The sequence below is a fragment of the Asticcacaulis endophyticus genome (assembly GCF_014652575.1).
Taxonomy (GTDB): Bacteria; Pseudomonadota; Alphaproteobacteria; order Caulobacterales; family Caulobacteraceae; genus Asticcacaulis; species Asticcacaulis endophyticus.
Genome location: NZ_BMZB01000003.1, coordinates 181,266 through 200,084 on the forward strand (window position 1 = coordinate 181,266; position 18,819 = coordinate 200,084).

An 18,819-nucleotide genomic window follows, 5' to 3' on the forward strand; every position below is an offset into this window, starting at 1 on the left:
TTTACTTGGTCTCAGCGGTGGCCGCAGCAAAAGCGGTGTCGAATTCTTTGATGTCGCCGCCCTTATAGTCGTACTTCTTGCCATTGATCAGGAAGGTTGGCGTGCCGGTAATGTTATGTTCTTTGATGGCGCTTTCCATATTGGCATTGATGCGCTTAAGTCCGGCTTCATCAGTGACGCAGGTGTTGAATTTCTCATCAGAAATCCCGGCCGTTTTGGCGATTCGCAACAATACGCCTTTGGCATCTCCGGTTTCAAAGATTTCCCGCTGAGAGCGCATCACCGAGTCTATCACCTGAAAATATTTGTCATCACCGGCGCAGCGCGCCAGCAGGACACCCGCCGCTGAAACATCATTAGGTGGCGTCAGAAACTCACGAAATACATATTTGACTTTGCCGGTATCGATGTAATTTTTCTTGATGTCCGGAAATACGGTCTCATTAAATTGCGCGCAGTGGCTGCAGGTAACCGATGCATATTCGATCATGGTAATCGGTGCCGTATCCGACCCCATCACCATGTCGTCCGATTTCACCGCATCTCCGCCCCCTTTTGAGCAGGCAGACACCATCAAGCCTAAGCCAAGAGCGGCAACGGTCAGGAATTTTCCAAAGTTCATAGACATAGAGGTCACCAGATCAAAGTGTGATAATGGGCGTTAAACCGCAAAGCTACGAAATCATATCTGATTCCGCGCGGCGGCGTTAAATTCTTCAATCGTGTGTAAGGCGAGATTATGACCGGAGCAAGAGGTGGTTTACGTTTTCGGAGATCGCTCCGAAGCCTTTGCGCGGGCATTATCCCTGGCGATCACAGAACGCCCCAGCTTGAGCAATGTCTGCCGTAACCGGTCATCACTGACATCCTTAAGGCTGTTTTGCAGGGCCAGTTCCTGCTCGGCATTCAAGGGCCGTGACTGAACCGCTGCGGTGGCTTGTCGGGTGGTCTGGCTTACCTGCCCCTGCACGATGCGCAGGCGGCCCACAGAGCCTGCCCCAAGAAACAGATTGACGCGGGACATAATCAAATCCTGCTGATGCTGAAGTATGGGCGCGTAAGCACCTTCGCAGCGTATCTCCAGTATACCAACGCTTTTAGTATTTGCGGGCACAGGGGCATTTTTTGACAGGCTTCCCCGCGCGGTTGGTTTGGTCGCTGGTCGATTTGTTATGATTTTTGCGGGCTCGGACAATTTGGCCAGTGACTCACCGACAATCTCAGGCCAACGGCTTTTCAGCCGACCGGCGCCTGTGTCATAGGCCTCGAAGCGTGCGCTCAGGCTCTTGAGCAGGGGCGTGATCTGGCGGTTGACAGGTGGCGGCGGTTTAGGCATGCGCTTGGTGCGTGTGGCGCGCAAAATGGCGACCGCGTCTTCAAGGGATGGCAAGGTACGCTTCATGAAAACTGTTATAAACCTGTCTGCGGATGATGTCTTGCGTTTACGGACAGATTTACTGACCTGGTATGATCGTCACGCTCGCCATTTACCATGGCGACGGTTGCCGGGTGACGAATCAATTGTTGATCCATATCGGGTGTGGTTGTCTGAAGTCATGCTCCAGCAAACCACCGTCCCTCATGCCGCGCCATATTATGAGGCCTTCCTGAAACGCTGGCCAACGGTGCACAATCTGGCCACTGCAGAGGATGGTGAGGTCATGGCGGCGTGGGCGGGGCTTGGCTATTACTCACGCGCTCGTAACCTGCTGAAAGGGGCGCGCGTCATCGTCGATCAATACGCGGGGGCTTTTCCCGATGATGAAGCCGATCTTTTAAAAATCCCCAGTTTTGGCCCCTACACAGCGGCAGCCGTTGCAGCCTTTGCGTTCGATAAACCCACCAATGTTGTTGATGGTAATATTGAGCGGATCATGAGCCGTATCTATGCGGTCGATGAGCCAGTGCCGGGGTCAAAGCCCGTCTTAAAAGCTTATGCTGCTCAATGGGTTCGGGCCGATAGGGCCTCTGACTGGCCACAAGCCCTGATGGATTTAGCGTCAAGTGTATGTCGCCCTAAGTCGCCAAAATGTCCAGAATGTCCCTTGAGTGAAGGTTGCCGGGCTCATCATCTGAACCATCCCGAAAACTATCCGGTCAGGTTGTCAAAAACGCCAAAGCCTCATCGATATGGCGTGGTGTTTTTGATCGTTTCTGACGAGGGTTTTATTGTTGAACGCCGACCCGATAAAGGCCTATTGGGGGGTATGTTAGGGCTGCCTCATCTGGATTGGCGCGATGAGGCGTGGACGGATGCTGAGAGTGGAAATCAATTATTGATTTTTAGTGAGGCTGAATTTATTGGTCGCTATGACCATGTCTTTACGCATTTCAGGTTAACCCAGGATGTATGGCTACAACATCTCACGGCAACGCAAATGGGCGATTTTCTGCGCCGCCACAATCAGTATCAATGCCTCAGTTTTAGTGACAAAAAAACCTTGCCGACGGTATTCAGCAAGGCTTTGAAGTTTATACCATCACTGGTTTAAATCAGTTCATATCGGCCCGAATGCGGGAGCGCAGATCGTCGATCGGCTTTAATCCGGCATCGGATTTGAAGCGCCAGTAGGTCCAGCCATTACAGGCTGGAGATTGCTCCAGCATAGCTCCCAGCTTATGGATTGAACCCGAAAGCTCGCCGTGAACCAGTGAGCCATCCGCACGAATACGGGCAGTCTTTTGGCCCTTGGGGCAATAAAGTGTATCTCCGGCATTGAGCAGACCAGCCTCAACCAACGCGCCGAACGGCACGCGCGGTTCAGATTTTTTAGACCCCATAACGGCTAGATCGCTTTCACTGACGCGGGTAACCTTGCTTATCCGCTCAAGCGCGTGCTTGGCGTAGGTTTGATCGCGCTCGATGCCGATGAAATGGCGTCCCAGACGCTTGGCCGCGGCACCCGTCGTGCCAGTGCCGAAGAAAGGGTCAAGGACGACATGGCCGGGTTTTGAGCACGACAGCAGGACGCGGTACAATAAGGCTTCCGGCTTTTGGGTCGGGTGGGCTTTTACACCGTTTTCGTCTTTCAGGCGCTCATCCCCTGTGCACAGCGGAATGTTCCAGTCCGAACGCATTTGCGTGTCTTCGTTAAAAGCTTTGAGGGCGTCATAATTGAAGGTGTAGCGCTTTTGACCCTTGGATTTTGTGGCCCAGATGAGGGTTTCATGGGCGTTTGTAAAGCGGGTGCCCTTGAAGTTTGGCATTGGGTTCGATTTGCGCCAGATGACATCATTCATGACCCAGAACCCGAGGTCCTGCAGGGCAACGCCTAAGCGAAAGACATTGTGATAAGACCCGATAACCCAGATGGCGCCGTCATCTTTCAGGACGCGTTGACATTCCCGCATCCATTCGCGCGTGAACTTATCATAGGCTTCAAATGAGGCAAACTGATCCCACTCATCGTCAACCGCATCAACCTTGGAATTATCCGGACGCAGAAGGTCGCCGCCCAGTTGAAGGTTATAGGGCGGGTCGGCAAAGACCAGATCAACGGACTTGTCCGGCAGGCTTTTCAGGATGTTCACGCACTCACCCACATGGATGGTGTCAAGTTCCAGGGCGACATTGTTCTTGTCGGTAAGTGCTTTTTGCGAAACCAGCCGTGACATCAGAAAATCCTTACAGGTTCAAATGAGGGCGCTTATGTAACGCCCTGAATCCAAAGGAATAGAGTCTCTTGCGGTTAACAAAAAGTAAAAACTTGACTCATGGAGAATCGGGCGAATCATTTTTATGTGAGTGAGTCCTAAAAGACTCACTTTTGGATTCGTTTTGTTCTTTTAGAGGGCGCTTGTCGCCAGATTACGGACGGTGGCCCATGACCGGCGATGGATGGGCGAGGGGCCATGCAAACGGATGGCCTCTAAATGTGCCTCGGCCTGATAGCCTTTATGTTTCTTAAAGCCATAAACCGGATAGATAGAGTCCATCTCAATCATAATGCGATCGCGGGCGGTCTTGGCCAGAATGGATGCGGCGGCAATCGACAGTGAGCGATCATCGCCTTTGACGATAGGATGTGACGGAATGCTGAGTTTCGGCGCTTTGTTGCCGTCAATAAGGGCATGGTGGGCTGTAACCGATAATCTGATGACGGCTTCGGCCATACCCCACATCGTTGCCTGAAGAATGTTCATGGCATCAATCTGTTCACATGAGACTTCAACTACGCTCCAGGCGATGGCGCTCTGTTTGATCAAAGGCTCAAGTTTAAAGCGATGAGATTCAGATAATTTTTTGGAATCCCTAATCATATCTGGAATTTTGTTACGGTCAAGAATAACAGCGGCCACGCATAGCGGACCTGCGCACGGGCCGCGTCCGGCTTCATCAACGCCGCACACATATCCATTGAGTTGGGATTCAAAACTTAAATCAGGCATGGCCTCGGTTATAGCCGATTCGCCCGAAATCATCCCGTGCCGCCAACCGTCAGGCCTCTGATCTTGAGCGAGGGCTGGCCAATGCCCACCGGCACGCTCTGCCCCGCCTTACCGCAGGTGCCGACGCCCGGGTCGAAGGCAAAGTCATTGCCGATCATCTCAATCTGGCGCATGGCGGCGGGGCCGTCGCCGATCAGACTGGCGCCCTTAACGGGCCGTGTTACCTTGCCATCCTCGATGAGGTAGGCTTCGGTGCATTGGAACACGAACTTACCATTGGTGATATCAACCTGTCCGCCGCTGAAGTTAACGGCATAGAGGCCGTTTTGGGTCGAAGCGATCATATCAGCGCGGCTATCTTTGCCCGCCGTCATGAAGGTGTTAGTCATACGGGGCAAGGGCTGGTGGGCATAGGATTGACGCCTGCCGTTTCCGGTGGCGTCCACGCTCATTTGTCGTGCCGACAGGCGGTCATGCATGTAGCCAACCAGTATACCGTCTTCGATCAGAGTGGTGCGCGATGTCGGTGTGCCTTCATCGTCAATATTGAGCGACCCGCGGGCATCAGCAATTGTACCATCATCGACCACCGTGACTCCTTTGGCGGCGACCTGCTGGCCCATCTTGCCTGAAAACGCGGAGGTGCCTTTGCGGTTGAAATCGCCTTCAAGGCCATGTCCGACCGCTTCATGCAGCAGCACGCCCGGCCAGCCATTACCAAGTACAATATCCATTTCCCCGGTCGGGGCCGGTGTGGCGTCAAGATTGACCAAGGCCTGCCGCAAGGCTTCGTCGATCTGAGCCTGCCAATGTTCAGGCGAAGTGATCTCAAACAGGCTATACCTTCCGCCACCACCGGATGAGGCGCTTTCGCGCTTACCATTGGCTTCGACCGATACCCCGACGCTTATGCGGATGAGCGGGCGATAATCATGATAGATCTCACCTTGCGCTCGTAAAATGGTTATGCCACGTTTTTCAGCCGCCAGACTGGCGGACACCTGAACGACATTTGGGTTTTTATCGCGCGCATAGGCGTCAATCGCTTTCAAAAGCTCAATTTTATCGGCAAATGACATTTCCGATAAAGGGTCAACCGCCTTATATCGGGACTGATTGGTGCGGTGTGGATTTTCAGATACCAGAGCGATATTCACGGCCTTGCCGGATTTGGCCAGTGAAGCGGCCTCGGCAGCGCGTTTGAGGGCCTCAAGGCTGAGTTCGGCGCTATTGGCAAATCCGACGGTTTGGCCAGAAACTACGCGCAAACCGAATCCCTGATCGGCATTATAGGACGACGATTTCAACCGGCCGTCGTCAAACACGAGCGATTCGCTTTCACGCGTTTCAAAGAAAATTTCACCATCATCGGCGCCGGTAAGGGCTTGATCCAGTAACCCCTTCGCGGCGTGAATATCCAGATTACTGAGATCGGCACCTTTGCCGGCGGATGTTGAGGCACTTAAAGCGGGTTCGGCGGATACGGTCACGAGATAATCCTGAAAAAACGCATGTCACTAACTTAAGCATGAATATTGGCTAAGGCTACGGGCCGATTCAGTTTTATCACAGGTTGGAAATTAATCGGGACTATGGTGTGACAAAACCGCGCAGGCAGTGCGGGGCTTTATGGCCCTATATGGAGCCTCTTGGGCCTGTTTTCCAGAAATATCCTTAGTTGGAATAAGGAATTGGCTTTTTGGTCTTTGCAACCTCCATTTAATTCATTATGGGAACCGATGGCGGATGGTGGGACAATTTGTCCGGATGGACGTATAGGCTCTGCACCGGATGCTCTGGAAGCGCTGAATTCACAGGGTTGGGCGCTTCTCAAAGAACTGATAAGGTTTATTGAAGATTCGGCAGGGAAAAGACGTTCAGGCGCCTTTTCGGTCACAATTGATGAGGAATTCGCGAATGGGCTTCCGAAGGCTGATTAAGACTTCGTCCATCCTGGCTGGAATGGCCATGCTGTCGGGGATGACGGCTATGTCGGCGTTTGCCGCTGATACGCTGGGGCAACCGACTGACGGTGCTATTGATTTGCAGCCCGCGGCGGCGCCGCTCAAGCACGATGCTATTTTTTTCCATGACGTGATTCTGATGCCCATAATCACAGCCATCACGCTGCTGGTTCTGGCGCTGCTGATCTGGATTGCTGTGCGCTACAATCGCAAATCAAATCCGGTTCCTGCAAAGTTTTCACACAACACTGTTGTCGAGATCATCTGGACGGTTGTGCCGGTTCTGATCCTTGTGTTTATCGCGTTTTTCTCATTCTCGCTGCTCCGTAAATATCATGACATGCCAAAACCGGATGTGGTGGTTAAGGCGACCGGGTTCCAGTGGTACTGGGCGTACGACTATCCTGAACTGGGGGTCGAAGGGGTCGAATCGCGTGTTCTTACCGAAGAGGACGCCAAGAAGGCCGGTAAGCCTTATCTGCTCGCCGCCGATAATGCGCTGGTCGTGCCGGTCGGTAAGGTCGTCCACGTTAAGGTCACTGCCTTTGACGTCATTCACGCCTTTGCACTTCCGGCCTTTGGCTTGAAGACTGATGCCGTGCCCGGTCGTTTGAATGATACATGGTTTAAGGCCGAAAAGGTCGGGACCTATTACGGGCAGTGTTCTGAGCTTTGTGGCGTTGATCATGCCTATATGCCTATCGAGATTAAGGTCGTGACTGACGCTGAGTTTGATGACTACATCATCAAGGCGGGCGGAAAGACCAAAGCCATGCTGGCCACAGAAGCCCGCGCGGCCCAGACTCAGGCTGCTGCTGATGCGGCCAAAGCGGCAGCAGATGCCGAAGCGGCCGCAACCGCGTCGGCCACAGCGCCTGCGACCGAAACCGCTCCTGCTGCTGCCGCTGAAACTCCTGCCATTGCTGCGACGGCTGCCGTGCCGGCCGCCACGCCGGCCCAATAGTATATAGGGAAGAGAGACGACCATGGCTTCTCATGACGCTGTCGCTCATGATCATCACGCTGATCACGATCACAAACCGGGCTTTTTCGCCCGCTGGTTTTTGTCCACTAACCATAAGGACATCGGCACACTTTATTTGCTGTTCGCTATCATGGCCGGTTTGGTCGGCGGGGCGCTGTCGGGTCTGATCCGCTGGGAGTTGGCGCATCCGGGGCTTCAGGTGTTTGTCGAAGGCTCGATGCTGGACAAACTGGGCATTTTCGAAGGCAAGCACGGTTACAACGCGGTTGTAACGGCTCACGCCATCATCATGATCTTCTTCATGGTTATGCCAGCCATGGTGGGTGGCTTTGGCAACTGGTTCGTGCCGATCATGATCGGTGCGCCGGATATGGCGTTCCCGCGCCTGAACAATATTTCATTCTGGCTTTTGGTGTCAGCCTGGATATTGCTGTGTCTGTCGATGTTTGTTCCGGGCGGCCCCGGTGCCGGTCAGAACGGCTTTGGTGGTGGCTGGACCATGTATCCGCCGCTGTCAGGTAAGACGGGGCACCCCGGTCAGGCTATGGATTTGGCGATCTTTGCGCTGCACGTCGCGGGCGCGTCTTCAATCCTTGGGGCGATCAACTTCATTACGACCATCTTTAATATGCGTGCGCCGGGCATGACCCTGCACCGTATGCCACTGTTTGCGTGGTCGATACTGGTCACGGCCTTCCTGCTGTTGCTGTCGCTGCCGGTTCTGGCGGGTGCCATTACCATGCTGCTGACCGACCGTAACTTTGGTACGTCCTTCTTCGATCCGGCCGGTGGCGGTGATCCGGTCATGTACCAGCACCTGTTCTGGTTCTTCGGTCACCCGGAAGTGTATATTCTGATCCTGCCGGGCTTTGGTATCATCAGCCATATCGTGTCGACGTTTTCGCGTAAGCCCGTGTTTGGCTATCTGGCCATGGCCTACGCTATGGTGGCTATCGGCTTTGTCGGCTTTATCGTGTGGGCGCACCACATGTATACGGTGGGGATGGGCATCCAGCTTCGTTCGTACTTCGTTATGGCGACTATGGTCATTGCGGTGCCGACCGGGGTTAAGATCTTTTCGTGGATTGCCACCATGTGGGGCGGTTCGATTGATTTTAAAACCCCGATGTTGTGGGCGATCGGCTTCATCTTCCTGTTCACCCTTGGCGGTGTGACCGGGGTGGTGCTGTCAAACGCCGGTATCGATTATTCGCTGCATGATACCTATTATGTTGTGGCGCACTTCCACTACGTTCTGTCACTTGGGGCTGTGTTTGCGATCTTCGCCGGGTTCTATTACTGGTTTGAGAAGATGTTCGGCATCAAGTACAATGAATTTTTGGGTGCGGCCCATTTCTGGATCATGTTCATTGGCGTGAATATTGTCTTTTTCCCGCAGCATTTCCTGGGGCTGCAAGGCATGCCGCGCCGTTATGTTGATTACCCCGAAGGTTACGCCTATTGGAATCTGGTCTCTTCGATCGGTTATGCCATTACGGTGGTTGGCGTTCTGGTGTTCCTGGTTATGCTGGTCGAAGCCGTGGTGCGCCGCCGCAAGGCTGACGCTAACCCGTGGGGTGAGGGGGCAACGACATTGGAGTGGACCCTGTCGTCGCCGCCACCGTATCACCAGTTCGAGGAACTGCCGGTGATCAAGGAAGATGATCATCACTGATTGGGCACTTAGCCTTGACGACAATATAGGGGGTGAGGGCTATGCGTCTTCGCCCCCTAAGTTCATTAAAGCCTATTGGAAAATACTGTGTCGGTTGAAATTTCACACATGACGTCGCCCAAACCCAAATCGTCGGATAAGCCAGAGCTTGAAGGTGTCTATGGCTCGCGCGCCTTACGCGGGTCACCGAACGATTATTTTCAGCTTTTGAAGCCGCGTGTCATGTCCTTGGTGGTGTTTACGGGCTTTACCGGCGTCGTGGTGGCCCCGACCAGCATCAATCCGCTGATCGCCTTTGTAGCTGTGTTATGCATTGCCTTGGGGGCGGGGGCTGCCGGAGCGTTCAATATGGCGCTGGAGCATGAAACCGATGCGCTGATGCGCCGTACTCGCGGGCGTCCTGTCGCTGCCGGGCGTGTGTCGCGTCAGGATGCCATGGCGTTTGCCGGAGTATTGTCGTTTTTGTCGGTCTTCATGATGGCGCTGAGTATTAATCTTGTGGCAGCAGGCCTGCTGGCGCTGACGATTATCTATTATGTGGTGCTCTACACCATGGTGCTGAAGCGGCGCACACCGCAAAATATTGTCATCGGTGGGGCGGCAGGGGCTTTCCCGCCGGTGATTGGCTGGGCCGCAGCCACGGGCAACGCACCGGTTGAGGCGTGGATATTGTTTGCTATTATATTCTTGTGGACCCCACCCCATAGCTGGGCCTTGGCGCTTTACACGACCGAAGACTATAAAAATGCTGGTATCCCGATGATGCCGGTAGCCAGGGGTGCCAAGTCAACGCGATTGCAAATCCTGATCTACAGCCTGATCATGGCGCCCGTGGCTTGCTTGCCGATCGCCTTCAATATGGGCGGGCCTACCTATGTCGCCGTCTCGGTTTTAGGCGGGGCATTTTTCATCTATCTGGCGGTCAAGGTCTTTCTGTCGCGCGCAGGTGACCACCCAGAAGGCGGTGAGGCTTCGCTGTATGACGTTAAGCGTGAAGCAAAGCCCGCCCGCGATCTGTTTGCGTTTTCAATCCTTTATCTGACGGCGTTGTTTGCCACGTTGTTGGGTGAGCACATTTTTACGGGGCTTTAGCCATGGCTGATCATGATGACGACAAAAAAGCGTATCTGGCGTCGCAAAAGAAGCGCAATCTGGCCATTGGTCTGTCTTTGGGAGCGTTCGTTATATTAGTGTTTATCGTATCTCTGGTCCGCATGGCCGAAGGTGTGGCGGCAGGACATTGACCATGGCTAAAGGCACTTCGCGACTGAGTAAAAACCAGAAAATTGGTCTGATGTGTGCCGGTCTTTTCGTGGTGATGATCGGGGCGGCCTATGCTTCCGTGCCGCTCTACCGGCTTTTTTGTCAGGTGACGGGTTTTAATGGCACCACGCAAAAAGCGGTTAAGGCCTCCAATGTGGTACTGGATAAGGTCATCCGCGTTCGCTTCGACACCAATGTCAATAATGTCGAGTTTCAATTTAAACCTGAACAGCCGTATCAGGATGTTCAGGTCGGCAAGACCGCCATGGCCTATTTCAAGGTTAAAAATCTGTCGGACCACCCGATTCGCGCACAGGCCAGTTATAATGTGCTGCCCGAAGCTATGGGCGGCTATTTCATGAAGCTGGAGTGCTTTTGTTTCACCGAACAGACTTTTAAAGCGGGTGAGGAAAAAGAATTTCCGATGGTCTATTATCTCGATCCGGAAATGATCGGTGATATCGATGCCAAGGGAACGACCGATGTGACTTTATCCTACACGTTTTTCCCTGTCAAAGAGGCCGGTAACTAGCCTAAAAACCCTGTTTTAAGCCGGGTCTTTGCATTGTGTTTACGAACGATTTGGCATAAACGGGATTAGCGACAGTTTCGCATTTGACGAGACCTGAAAATTAAGGCCAGCCCACAACAGGGGGGCGCAAACGAAGAGTTGGACGGAAATGGCTCACGGCGCAAAGCACGACTATCACATTATTAATCCCAGTCCCTGGCCGCTGGTGTCATCGGCGTTTGTAACGCTGATGTTTGTGGGCCTGGTCATCTGGCTAAAGGGCCTATTTGGTCTTGAAAAGGGCACCTGGTACGTCTTCGCCATAGGTTTTGTCGGCATCCTGTATTCGATGTTCGGCTGGTGGCGCGATGTCATCAAGGAATCCAAGGGTGGCGACCATACCCCTGTGGTGCAACTGGGCTTGCGCTACGGTATGATCATGTTCATCGCATCCGAAGTTATGTTCTTCGTGGCATGGTTCTGGATTTTCTTTGAAATGGCTCTGTTCGGCAGCCACCGGGCGTCCGAGGCCTCGGCCATCGAAGAAGTGCGCACGGCATGGTCAAACTGGCCACCGCACGGTGTCGAACTGGTCAGTGCCTGGCATTTGCCGCTGCTGAATACGCTTATCCTGCTTCTGTCGGGCACCACGGTTACCTGGGCGCACCATGCGCTTCAGGTCGGCAATCGTAAGGATGCCAAGCTCGGTCTTTTGCTGACTGTGATCCTTGGCGCGATCTTTACGGGCGTTCAGGCCTATGAGTACCACCACATCATTGAGCACCATCTGTTCTTCAATGAAGAAGCTGCTAATTCCGGCCTTTACGGTTCTTCATTCTTTATGGCGACGGGCTTCCACGGTTTCCACGTCCTGATCGGGACCATCTTCCTGGCGGTGTGTCTGCTGCGCCTTATGGGCGGTGATTTCACACCTAAGAAGCATTTCGGTTTCGAGGCTGCGGCCTGGTACTGGCACTTCGTCGATGTGGTGTGGCTGTTCCTGTTCGCCTTCATCTATGTCGTCTTTGGCGTGGCGCACTGATGAACGATAATCCCGGCGGTCGTGAGGTTAATTTCCTCGCGGCCGTGAAAGGTAAGTGTCCCGTCTGTGGTAAAGGAAGACTGTTTTCAGGCTTTCTTAAAGTCAGTGATGATTGTCCAAATTGCGGTCAGAATTTCAAGGCGGCGGATACCGGAGACGGTCCCGTCGTCTTCATTATTTTGATCGCAGGCTTTATCTGCTGTTTTGGTTTTGTAATTACAGACTTCGCTTATCAACCGCCCATCTGGGTTCACATGGTGATTTGGTTGCCCTTGGCTTTGATCCTTAGCCTTGGGCTGATGCGTCCCCTGAAAGGGGTAACCGTCGCGTTCCAACTGAAAAACCGGGTTAAGGATCGTTCACATGGCGGTTAGGTCTTTATTTAAACTAGCCCCACCGATCATGACGGTTTGTGTCGTCATAGCCTTCCTTTGCCTTAATGGATTGGGCGTGTGGCAATTGCAGCGCCTTCACTGGAAGCAAGGGTTGAAATCTGAAATTGAGCGCACCCAGACAATTGCGCCATTACCGGTTCGCGACGTTATTGCCGGGGATCAGGATGCGTCGTGGCGGCAGATCACTATTGGCAATTGCTTTATTGCCGCCGATAAACTGATCTATATGCACGGCCTGCTGAACGGTGTGTCCGGATATCACGTTCTGGGGACGTGTCCTTATGATTCAGAGCGAAAAATCATCACTGAACTGGGCTTTTCTGAGGTGCCATTGCCGCAGGATCTGCCGATCATAACGCCTGTGGTAGGGCGGTTGCGAAAGCTTGATGCTATTCCGGCCGGTATGACGCCGCCCAATATACCGGAAAAAAACGAGTGGTATTGGCGTTCAGCACGTGAAATTTCCAAGGCCTTGAATATGCCTGTGCGTGAAGACTATTTCGTGATCATGGATTTGGAAAAGTCCGATCTCGAAATCAGCGGTCTGGTGCAAAGCCCGATGACGGCGGCCTTGTCTAACCGCCATCTTGAATATGCCTTGACCTGGTTTGGTCTGGCCTGGACGCTTTTGGCCATGTTTGGGGCCGTACTGTACCAAAAATATAAGAAAGTGAACGCTTAATTTCCGATGAGTGAGTCTGTTCTGGCCGGCACAGCTATCCGGCTCTATCAATTCGATAGTGGCCTGAGATTGCTGTGCGATCCCATCCCTGGTTCGAAAAGCTTTGCCTTAACCGCCATCATTCATGGCGGGACAAGGTTTGAAACTGAGGTTCAATCGGGCTGGGCGCACCTTTTGGAACATATGGTTTTCAAGGGGGCGGGGACCCGAAACGCCCGCGAACTGGCTGAAGTCATTGAGCATCAGGGCGGCACGATCAATGCCTCGACAGGCTATGAGCACACCCGCTTTGAAGTGCGCGGTCTGAACCATTTGCTGCCGCTGGCGCTGGAAGTGGTCACGGATCTGATGTTTCGTCCGCTCATGGTGCCGGAAGAACTGAAGCGTGAAAAACTGGTGGTGGGGCAGGAAATATCCGAGGCCTTTGATACCCCCGATGACCATGTCTTCGATATGCTCCAGAGGTCGAGCTTTGCTGAGCAAAGTCTGGGCCGCCCGATCCTGGGCACGGTCAAAAGCTTAAAACCGGTAGATGTGAAAAGCCTGCGTGATTTTGCTCAAAGCCTCTACGCGCCTCAGAATATGGTTTTGTGCGTCTCTGGCGGGATCGACCCTGACGCGGCTTATCAGGCGCTGGTGAAGGTACTGGATGGGGTTGAGCCTGCCGGTGTCACAACCACACCTGAACGCGCTCAGTTTACCCGTCAGCACAGCCATCTGACGCGCCGGATCGAGCAGGTGAATCTGGCTCTGGCGTTTGAAGGCGTTAGCCGTTTTGATGACGATTTGTTCGCAACGCGGTTGTTCTGTGAGATTTTGGGCGGAGGCATGGCGTCGCGCCTGTTTCAGTCGGCGCGGGAGGCGCGTGGGCTGGCCTACACGATTGATGCCTGGTCGACGCAATATCGCGATACGGGTGTGGTGGGGGTCTATGCTGGCTGTTTGCCCGCAGACCTTGAGCCCTTGTGTGAATTGATTGGCGTGACCTTACGTGAACTGGCCGAAAGTCCGTTGGAGCGCGAATTGGAACGGGCTAAGGCGCAGTTTAAGACGTCGCTTTATCTCAATGATGAAAATCCAGCCATGCGGGCCGGAGCCTATGCGTCGCAGTTATTGACCAATGGGCGACTGTTCGGAATTGATGAGCAGGCCCGCGAACTTGATCTGGTTACGCTTGATGATCTCAGCCGGGTAGGCACCACGCTTAGCCGTCAAAAGGGGTGTGCATCGGCTATTCTTGGGCCTCGGCTCAAAACCGACCCTGCACCCGTTATCCATCAAGTGTTTGCGGCGTAATCCATCTAATTTTTATGTGGTGCTCTCATCTATCCATCAAATGAGATCATTTGATGGAAAAACGCTTTAAGCGCTGCCGGATTGCCCGCTTAAGTGTTCAGGCGCGATGCCGAGTGATGAAATTGCCATCTCCCACATCCGTGCCGGGTCGCGAGCAAAGATAATAGCCTTATCCGCAGGGGCGATCAGCCAGGTATTCTGGCGGATTTCGGCTTCAAGCTGGCCTGCTGTCCAGCCGGCATAGCCAAGGGCAATGAGCGCATCACGTGGACCTTTGCCGTTTGACAGATCAACCAGTATATCGCGGGTGGCGGTCAGTCCGAGACCCGTAGCCTCATTGATATCCTCGCCGCCGGTCAGCGACAGGGTTATATCCTCAAGGCAGTAGTCGAGGCTGTGGAGAACAAAACCGCGATCATTCTGTACCGGACCACCGTTAAAAATCTTCTGCCTTGTCCGGTCAGTGTCAACGCCTTCAATGCCGAGTTCATCCATCATTCGGCCGAAATCCAGTCCTTGAATCGGGTGATTGAGCACCAGTCCCATGGCCGAAGCATCGTCGTGCTGACAGATGTAGATGACACTGTGATCAAAGTTCGGATCGTCAAGACCCGGCATAGCGATCAGCAGGTGCCCCTGAAGCGAGTTGGGATCGGATGGTGGAGGGAAAGATGTACTCATAAACTTATGATGGGGGTTTGTGGGGTGGTTTCAAGCTGTAAAACCTCAAAAATTTGAGATTACACATTCTGTTGACTTGGCTCAGGCGGGCACTCAGCCTATACGGCCAAGTCTTATGTAAGATGACAATAAGGACTTCATCATGACCTTCAAAACCGGCGATAGCTTACCAGACACAAAATTCTCGACCCCCACCGAAGATGGCCCTAAGCCGATAAACGGCATCGAAGTGTTTTCCGGTAAAACGGTTGTCCTGTTTGCTGTGCCGGGGGCGTTCACCCCGACCTGCTCAGCGCGTCATTTGCCGGGCTACAAGGATCAGGTGGCCGCTTTTAAGGCCAAAGGCGTCGATACGGTCGTTTGCACCAGCGTCAATGATGCCTTTGTCATGAAGGCCTGGGCTAAGGATCAAGGCATTGGTGATGAGATTTTGATGCTGGGTGATGGCAATGGTGACTTCGCCAAGGCGCTTGGCCTCACCATGGACGGCAGCCAGTTCGGCATGGGCATTCGCTCTCAGCGTTACGCCCTGATGGCTAAGGATGGTGTTGTCGAAAAATTGTTCGTTGAAGCGCCTGGTGAGTTCAAAGTCTCGGCAGCCGAATACGTTCTGGAAAATATTTAAAACGGGGCGGAGGCGGCACATTTTCAGGCCGCCTCCGCATCTGTATCAACGCCGGTTTTTTGTTTGATAATTTTCAGACCAGCTAATAATGGGTATTATTGGAATGCCCCACAAAATTCCGGCCAGGCCATAATACATCAGTTCAATCAGCTTATTGTCGGGCAGATGGCCAGCGATATTAGATACCAAGGCCACATAAACGCATAAAAACACGATAATGCCCCCGCAGGCGATCAGTCGACGCACCGGCAGGCTTAAGGGCTTAAACGTCATCTGCGCTCCAGTCGGCGGCTGATGTGGAACAGCAGCAGTAAGCCGATTGATCCCGCCATGCCAAGCTTTAGCGTCAAAAACAGGCTATCCGGATAAAGCGACATAGTGTGGATCAGCATATTGACCAGTATCGCCCCAAATATGCCGACAAACAGATTGATCGGAAGGCTATAGCGGCTTTGAGTTATGGCATTGGCTATCCAGCTTACGACGCAACCGACGGCGACCGCCACTAACCAGTCTTCAGCACGCATGTGTGGACCCTTTCATCGTTTCCTGGGGCGGGCACTTGAAATTTGTTTGCCCCTGTGGGCAAATCTCTCAATCTTTTCAGTGCTCGTCAGATTGTCGTAATTAACGCTCTTATAGCGGGTAAGGTTAAAGAATTGAACAGACCTCTTAAGCTATAAGAGGCAAAATTACCAAATGTGAGGCGTTAGACGTGCGACTTCCCTTAAAGTCTCCTCTGGTGGCAGCGTGGCTGTTCGCGGTGGCATTTTTAGTCGTGGCAATGATTCTGGTCGGTGGGGCTACACGTCTGACCGATTCGGGGCTTTCGATCACAGAGTGGAAACCGGTAACCGGGGCTATACCGCCGCTTGGTGATGCGGCCTGGCAGCAGGAATTTGAAAAATATCAGAAAATTCCTGAATATAGTCAGATCAACGCCCATATGGATCTTGAGGATTTCAAAGGCATCTATTGGTGGGAGTGGATTCACCGGTTTTTGGGCCGGTTGATCGGCGTCGTGTTTTTTGTGCCATTTGTGATCTTGCTGCTAAGGTCAGAGGTGCCGGGGCGTCTGATCTGGCGCTGCGCGGGTCTGTTGGGGCTTGGTGCGCTGCAGGGCGGAATCGGATGGTGGATGGTGTCATCCGGCCTTGATAAGCGCGTTGATGTCGCGCCTGAACGGTTGATGATTCACTTAGGCATGGCGCTGGTTATACTGGTGCTGACTTTATGGACGGCGTGTGAAGCCTTGGCCGGGCAGGGGCGTGGACGTGGTGCGCCGCAGGGTTGGCGTGTGGCGACATCTATGGTTTTTGGCGTGATCATCCTGCAATGCTTGTTGGGTGCGTTGGTCGCCGGTAATGATGCCGGGACGGTCTATAATGACTGGCCGCTGATGAATGGCCACATTGCGCCATATGTTGACTGGAGCAAAGGCATCGGCTTTGTGTTCTTCCACGATCAGGGCATGGTTCAGTTTATGCACCGTATCGTCGCTTATGTTGCCCTGATTGGGATCACGGCCTATGCCATTATTGTGGCTCAGAAATGTATGGACGATGAAATCCGTTTGATCTCGACGTCAGTGGCAACTCTGGTCTGGGTACAGGGTATTTTAGGTGTGGCGACACTTGTGTCGGGTGCACAGATTGGTTTTGGCCTGATGCACCAGTTTGTGGCGGTTTGCCTTATTATTCTGGCGACACTTCTAATGTGGAAAGTGGCGCGGGCTGATCGCGATTTCCGCTTAAGATAAAATAAAGCCCCGGTTCGTCGGGGCTTTATTTTTACGCTTTGAAGGTTTGCCACGGGCCGGTGATAGCCAAGGTAAATCCCGGCCACTGTACGTTGACAAACAAGGTGGAACCGTCAGGTGAAAAGCACGCGCCTGCCCATTCGCCGTTCTCTTTAAACACATTACGGGCGAAAGTCGCGACCTTGCCCAGTGGGGTGACGATGCGGATGTGGTTGCGCAGGCTATCAGAGTAGCGATCTTCGCAGACGAACAGGTGTCCCCAGTTTGATATGGTCAGGTTGTCACCATAGTCGAAGACGTTTTCGTTGGCCGATTCCAGAAACAGAGTGACCTTGCCGGGTGCGTCTTTTTCGCCGGTCTGGCCTTCGTGCAGGCTGGGTCGATAGCGGATGATCTGACCGGCTTCGGCCTTGCCGCCGGAGGTCGCGGTGAAATAAAGTTCTCCGTCACCGAAATGGATGCCTTCACCGCGCACGAACTGCGCCGCGCCCGCTGTATAGGCCCGTGCCCGCAGGTCATCATCCGGGCTTTCGACATTATCTAGGTCGATCCAGACCGCATCAAAGCTGTCTCCGACTTTCCAAATGGTCTCACCGACGTTTGAGGTGACCGCGCCTTTCGGGAACTGTTTGAACCCTAATGCCTGAAGCTTGCCGCCTTTCAGCAAGTGGCGGCGATCATTAGGAAGGTAACGATAAAACACGCCGTCACTAGTGTCTTCGGTCAAATAGATAATGCCGGTGCGCGGATCGGTGGCGGTGGCTTCGTGTTTAAAGCGGCCCATCGCTTTTATCGGCACAGGATCAACCAATCCCTTGTGACCTGATGGGACTTCAAAGACATAGCCGTGATCCTTGCCGACCCCTTCGCCGGCTTTGGTCACGGTTTCTTCGCAGGTCAGCCATGAGCCCCACGGAGTCTGTCCGCCGGCGCAATTGGTTGAGGTACCGATGAGTGACATGAACTGCTGCTCAACCTGACGGGTTTTCATGTTATAAATTGCCGTCGTGGTGCCACCCAGCAGCGGATAGTCATTGGCTTCAAAGTCATAGACTTTTGATTTATCTAGCTTGTCGATCAGACGGCCATTCATGCCAATTGCACCAAAATTACGGTGTTTAGGCGACAGTTCATGATTGCGTACGAGGGCAATCGTGTCTGTGCCGTGGGCAAAGCAGCCCATGCCATCATGAACATGCGGCACGACAAGGCCATCACTCATGGTTTCACCGGCTTCGCTTATAACCTTGTATGTGAAGCCCGCGGGGAGGTCGCAGATGCCGTATTTATCTTCGACGAGCGGTCCGTAGCCTTCGACCTCATTTTCATAGGTCGTGGCCGTACTGTCGGCGCGGCTGCTATTCTGGGCACAGGCCAGCAAAGGGAAGCCTGAGAAAGCAAGGGATGCCGCTGCGGCATGGTTCATCATAGAGCGGCGCGACAGGTACATGAAAACTCCGGAATATAGGCGTATGGGCTTATATATGTGCTTTTAGACGACCGTGTGAACGTGGAAAAGATCGAAAAGGGTAATCATTGGATAAGTTTTCAT

Annotated in this window: 22 protein-coding genes; 13 read left to right on the forward strand and 9 right to left on the reverse strand. The window is 53.3% G+C overall.

The genetic code is table 11. The features are described 5' to 3' along the window. Nucleotide 1: 1 nt before the first annotated feature. Nucleotides 2–628, reverse strand: a complete 627-nt coding sequence (locus IE102_RS11900; RefSeq protein ID WP_189486905.1) for a DsbA family protein — start codon at nt 626–628, stop codon at nt 2–4. A gap of 132 nt (nt 629–760) precedes the next feature. Then, nucleotides 761–1,402 (reverse strand): DUF721 domain-containing protein, encoded by a 642-nt coding sequence (locus IE102_RS11905; protein ID WP_189486907.1) that lies wholly within the window; start codon nt 1,400–1,402, stop codon nt 761–763. On the opposite strand from IE102_RS11905, the gene mutY reads away from it, so the two are divergent. After that, complete coding sequence (mutY, locus tag IE102_RS11910) at nt 1,401–2,492, forward strand: A/G-specific adenine glycosylase (RefSeq protein WP_189486909.1); 1,092 nt, start codon at nt 1,401–1,403, stop codon at nt 2,490–2,492. The genes IE102_RS11905 and mutY overlap by 2 nt on opposite strands. A gap of 1 nt (nt 2,493) precedes the next feature. On the opposite strand, the gene IE102_RS11915 is transcribed toward mutY, so the two are convergent. The 3 genes from IE102_RS11915 to tldD all read right to left on the reverse strand — a co-directional run bounded on the left by IE102_RS11915 (nt 2,494) and on the right by tldD (nt 5,810). Continuing rightward, nucleotides 2,494–3,615 (reverse strand): site-specific DNA-methyltransferase, encoded by a 1,122-nt coding sequence (locus IE102_RS11915; RefSeq protein WP_189486911.1) that lies wholly within the window; start codon nt 3,613–3,615, stop codon nt 2,494–2,496. Between the two features lie 171 nt (nt 3,616–3,786). Then, nucleotides 3,787–4,422 carry a ribonuclease HII gene (gene rnhB / locus IE102_RS11920; protein WP_308429924.1) on the reverse strand — a complete coding sequence of 212 codons (636 nt, stop codon included), beginning with the start codon at nt 4,420–4,422 and terminating at the stop codon, nt 3,787–3,789. Further along, the gene (gene tldD / locus IE102_RS11925) at nt 4,419–5,810 is read right to left on the reverse strand and encodes a metalloprotease TldD (protein ID WP_189487403.1); all 1,392 of its coding nucleotides are present in this window, start codon (nt 5,808–5,810) and stop codon (nt 4,419–4,421) included. The genes rnhB and tldD overlap by 4 nt, the downstream gene beginning before the upstream one ends. Before the next feature lie 228 nt (nt 5,811–6,038). On the opposite strand from tldD, the gene IE102_RS11930 reads away from it, so the two are divergent. From IE102_RS11930 to IE102_RS11975, 10 genes are all read left to right on the forward strand, one after another. Further along, nucleotides 6,039–6,329 (forward strand): hypothetical protein, encoded by a 291-nt coding sequence (locus IE102_RS11930; RefSeq protein WP_189486913.1) that lies wholly within the window; start codon nt 6,039–6,041, stop codon nt 6,327–6,329. Continuing rightward, nucleotides 6,292–7,317, forward strand: coding sequence for a cytochrome c oxidase subunit II (coxB, locus tag IE102_RS11935; protein ID WP_189486916.1), 1,026 nt, complete (start codon nt 6,292–6,294; stop codon nt 7,315–7,317). The genes IE102_RS11930 and coxB overlap by 38 nt, the downstream gene beginning before the upstream one ends. A gap of 22 nt (nt 7,318–7,339) precedes the next feature. Further along, nucleotides 7,340–9,013, forward strand: coding sequence for a cytochrome c oxidase subunit I (ctaD, locus tag IE102_RS11940; protein WP_189486918.1), 1,674 nt, complete (start codon nt 7,340–7,342; stop codon nt 9,011–9,013). A 108-nt stretch (nt 9,014–9,121) separates the two neighbouring features. After that, entirely contained in the window at nt 9,122–10,105 is a 984-nt protein-coding gene (gene cyoE, locus IE102_RS11945; protein WP_189487405.1) for a heme o synthase, read from the forward strand. A 2-nt stretch (nt 10,106–10,107) separates the two neighbouring features. Further along, complete coding sequence (locus IE102_RS11950; RefSeq protein ID WP_189486919.1) at nt 10,108–10,257, forward strand: cytochrome c oxidase system small membrane protein; 150 nt, start codon at nt 10,108–10,110, stop codon at nt 10,255–10,257. Between the two features lie 2 nt (nt 10,258–10,259). After that, a complete protein-coding gene (locus tag IE102_RS11955; protein WP_189486921.1) occupies nt 10,260–10,808 on the forward strand; it encodes a cytochrome c oxidase assembly protein in 549 nt (182 codons plus the stop codon). Nucleotides 10,809–10,956: 148 nt separating this feature from the next. Beyond that, the gene (locus IE102_RS11960; protein ID WP_189486923.1) at nt 10,957–11,829 is read left to right on the forward strand and encodes a cytochrome c oxidase subunit 3; all 873 of its coding nucleotides are present in this window, start codon (nt 10,957–10,959) and stop codon (nt 11,827–11,829) included. Then, nucleotides 11,829–12,203, forward strand: a complete 375-nt coding sequence (locus IE102_RS11965) for a DUF983 domain-containing protein (RefSeq protein ID WP_189486925.1) — start codon at nt 11,829–11,831, stop codon at nt 12,201–12,203. The genes IE102_RS11960 and IE102_RS11965 overlap by 1 nt, the downstream gene beginning before the upstream one ends. A 28-nt stretch (nt 12,204–12,231) precedes the next feature. After that, entirely contained in the window at nt 12,232–12,906 is a 675-nt protein-coding gene (locus tag IE102_RS11970) for an SURF1 family protein (protein ID WP_229807753.1), read from the forward strand. A 6-nt stretch (nt 12,907–12,912) separates the two neighbouring features. Beyond that, entirely contained in the window at nt 12,913–14,202 is a 1,290-nt protein-coding gene (locus IE102_RS11975; protein WP_189486929.1) for a M16 family metallopeptidase, read from the forward strand. Between the two features lie 66 nt (nt 14,203–14,268). Here the strand turns inward: IE102_RS11975 and IE102_RS11980 are convergent, their stop codons facing one another. Beyond that, nucleotides 14,269–14,883, reverse strand: a complete 615-nt coding sequence (locus IE102_RS11980; protein WP_189486931.1) for a YqgE/AlgH family protein — start codon at nt 14,881–14,883, stop codon at nt 14,269–14,271. A 142-nt stretch (nt 14,884–15,025) separates the two neighbouring features. On the opposite strand from IE102_RS11980, the gene IE102_RS11985 reads away from it, so the two are divergent. Continuing rightward, on the forward strand, nt 15,026–15,508 hold the full coding sequence (locus tag IE102_RS11985) for a peroxiredoxin (protein ID WP_189486933.1): 483 nt from the start codon (nt 15,026–15,028) through the stop codon (nt 15,506–15,508). A gap of 45 nt (nt 15,509–15,553) precedes the next feature. Here IE102_RS11985 and IE102_RS11990 read toward each other — a convergent pair whose 3' ends face one another. Continuing rightward, on the reverse strand, nt 15,554–15,781 hold the full coding sequence (locus IE102_RS11990; RefSeq protein ID WP_189486935.1) for a DUF2842 domain-containing protein: 228 nt from the start codon (nt 15,779–15,781) through the stop codon (nt 15,554–15,556). Next, complete coding sequence (locus IE102_RS11995) at nt 15,778–16,035, reverse strand: transglycosylase (protein ID WP_189486937.1); 258 nt, start codon at nt 16,033–16,035, stop codon at nt 15,778–15,780. The genes IE102_RS11990 and IE102_RS11995 overlap by 4 nt, the downstream gene beginning before the upstream one ends. A gap of 188 nt (nt 16,036–16,223) precedes the next feature. On the opposite strand from IE102_RS11995, the gene IE102_RS12000 reads away from it, so the two are divergent. Next, nucleotides 16,224–17,267 carry a COX15/CtaA family protein gene (locus tag IE102_RS12000; protein WP_189486939.1) on the forward strand — a complete coding sequence of 348 codons (1,044 nt, stop codon included), beginning with the start codon at nt 16,224–16,226 and terminating at the stop codon, nt 17,265–17,267. Nucleotides 17,268–17,298: 31 nt separating this feature from the next. Here the strand turns inward: IE102_RS12000 and IE102_RS12005 are convergent, their stop codons facing one another. Beyond that, nucleotides 17,299–18,717, reverse strand: a complete 1,419-nt coding sequence (locus tag IE102_RS12005; protein WP_189486941.1) for an alkaline phosphatase PhoX — start codon at nt 18,715–18,717, stop codon at nt 17,299–17,301. Between the last annotated feature and the right edge of the window lie 102 nt (nt 18,718–18,819).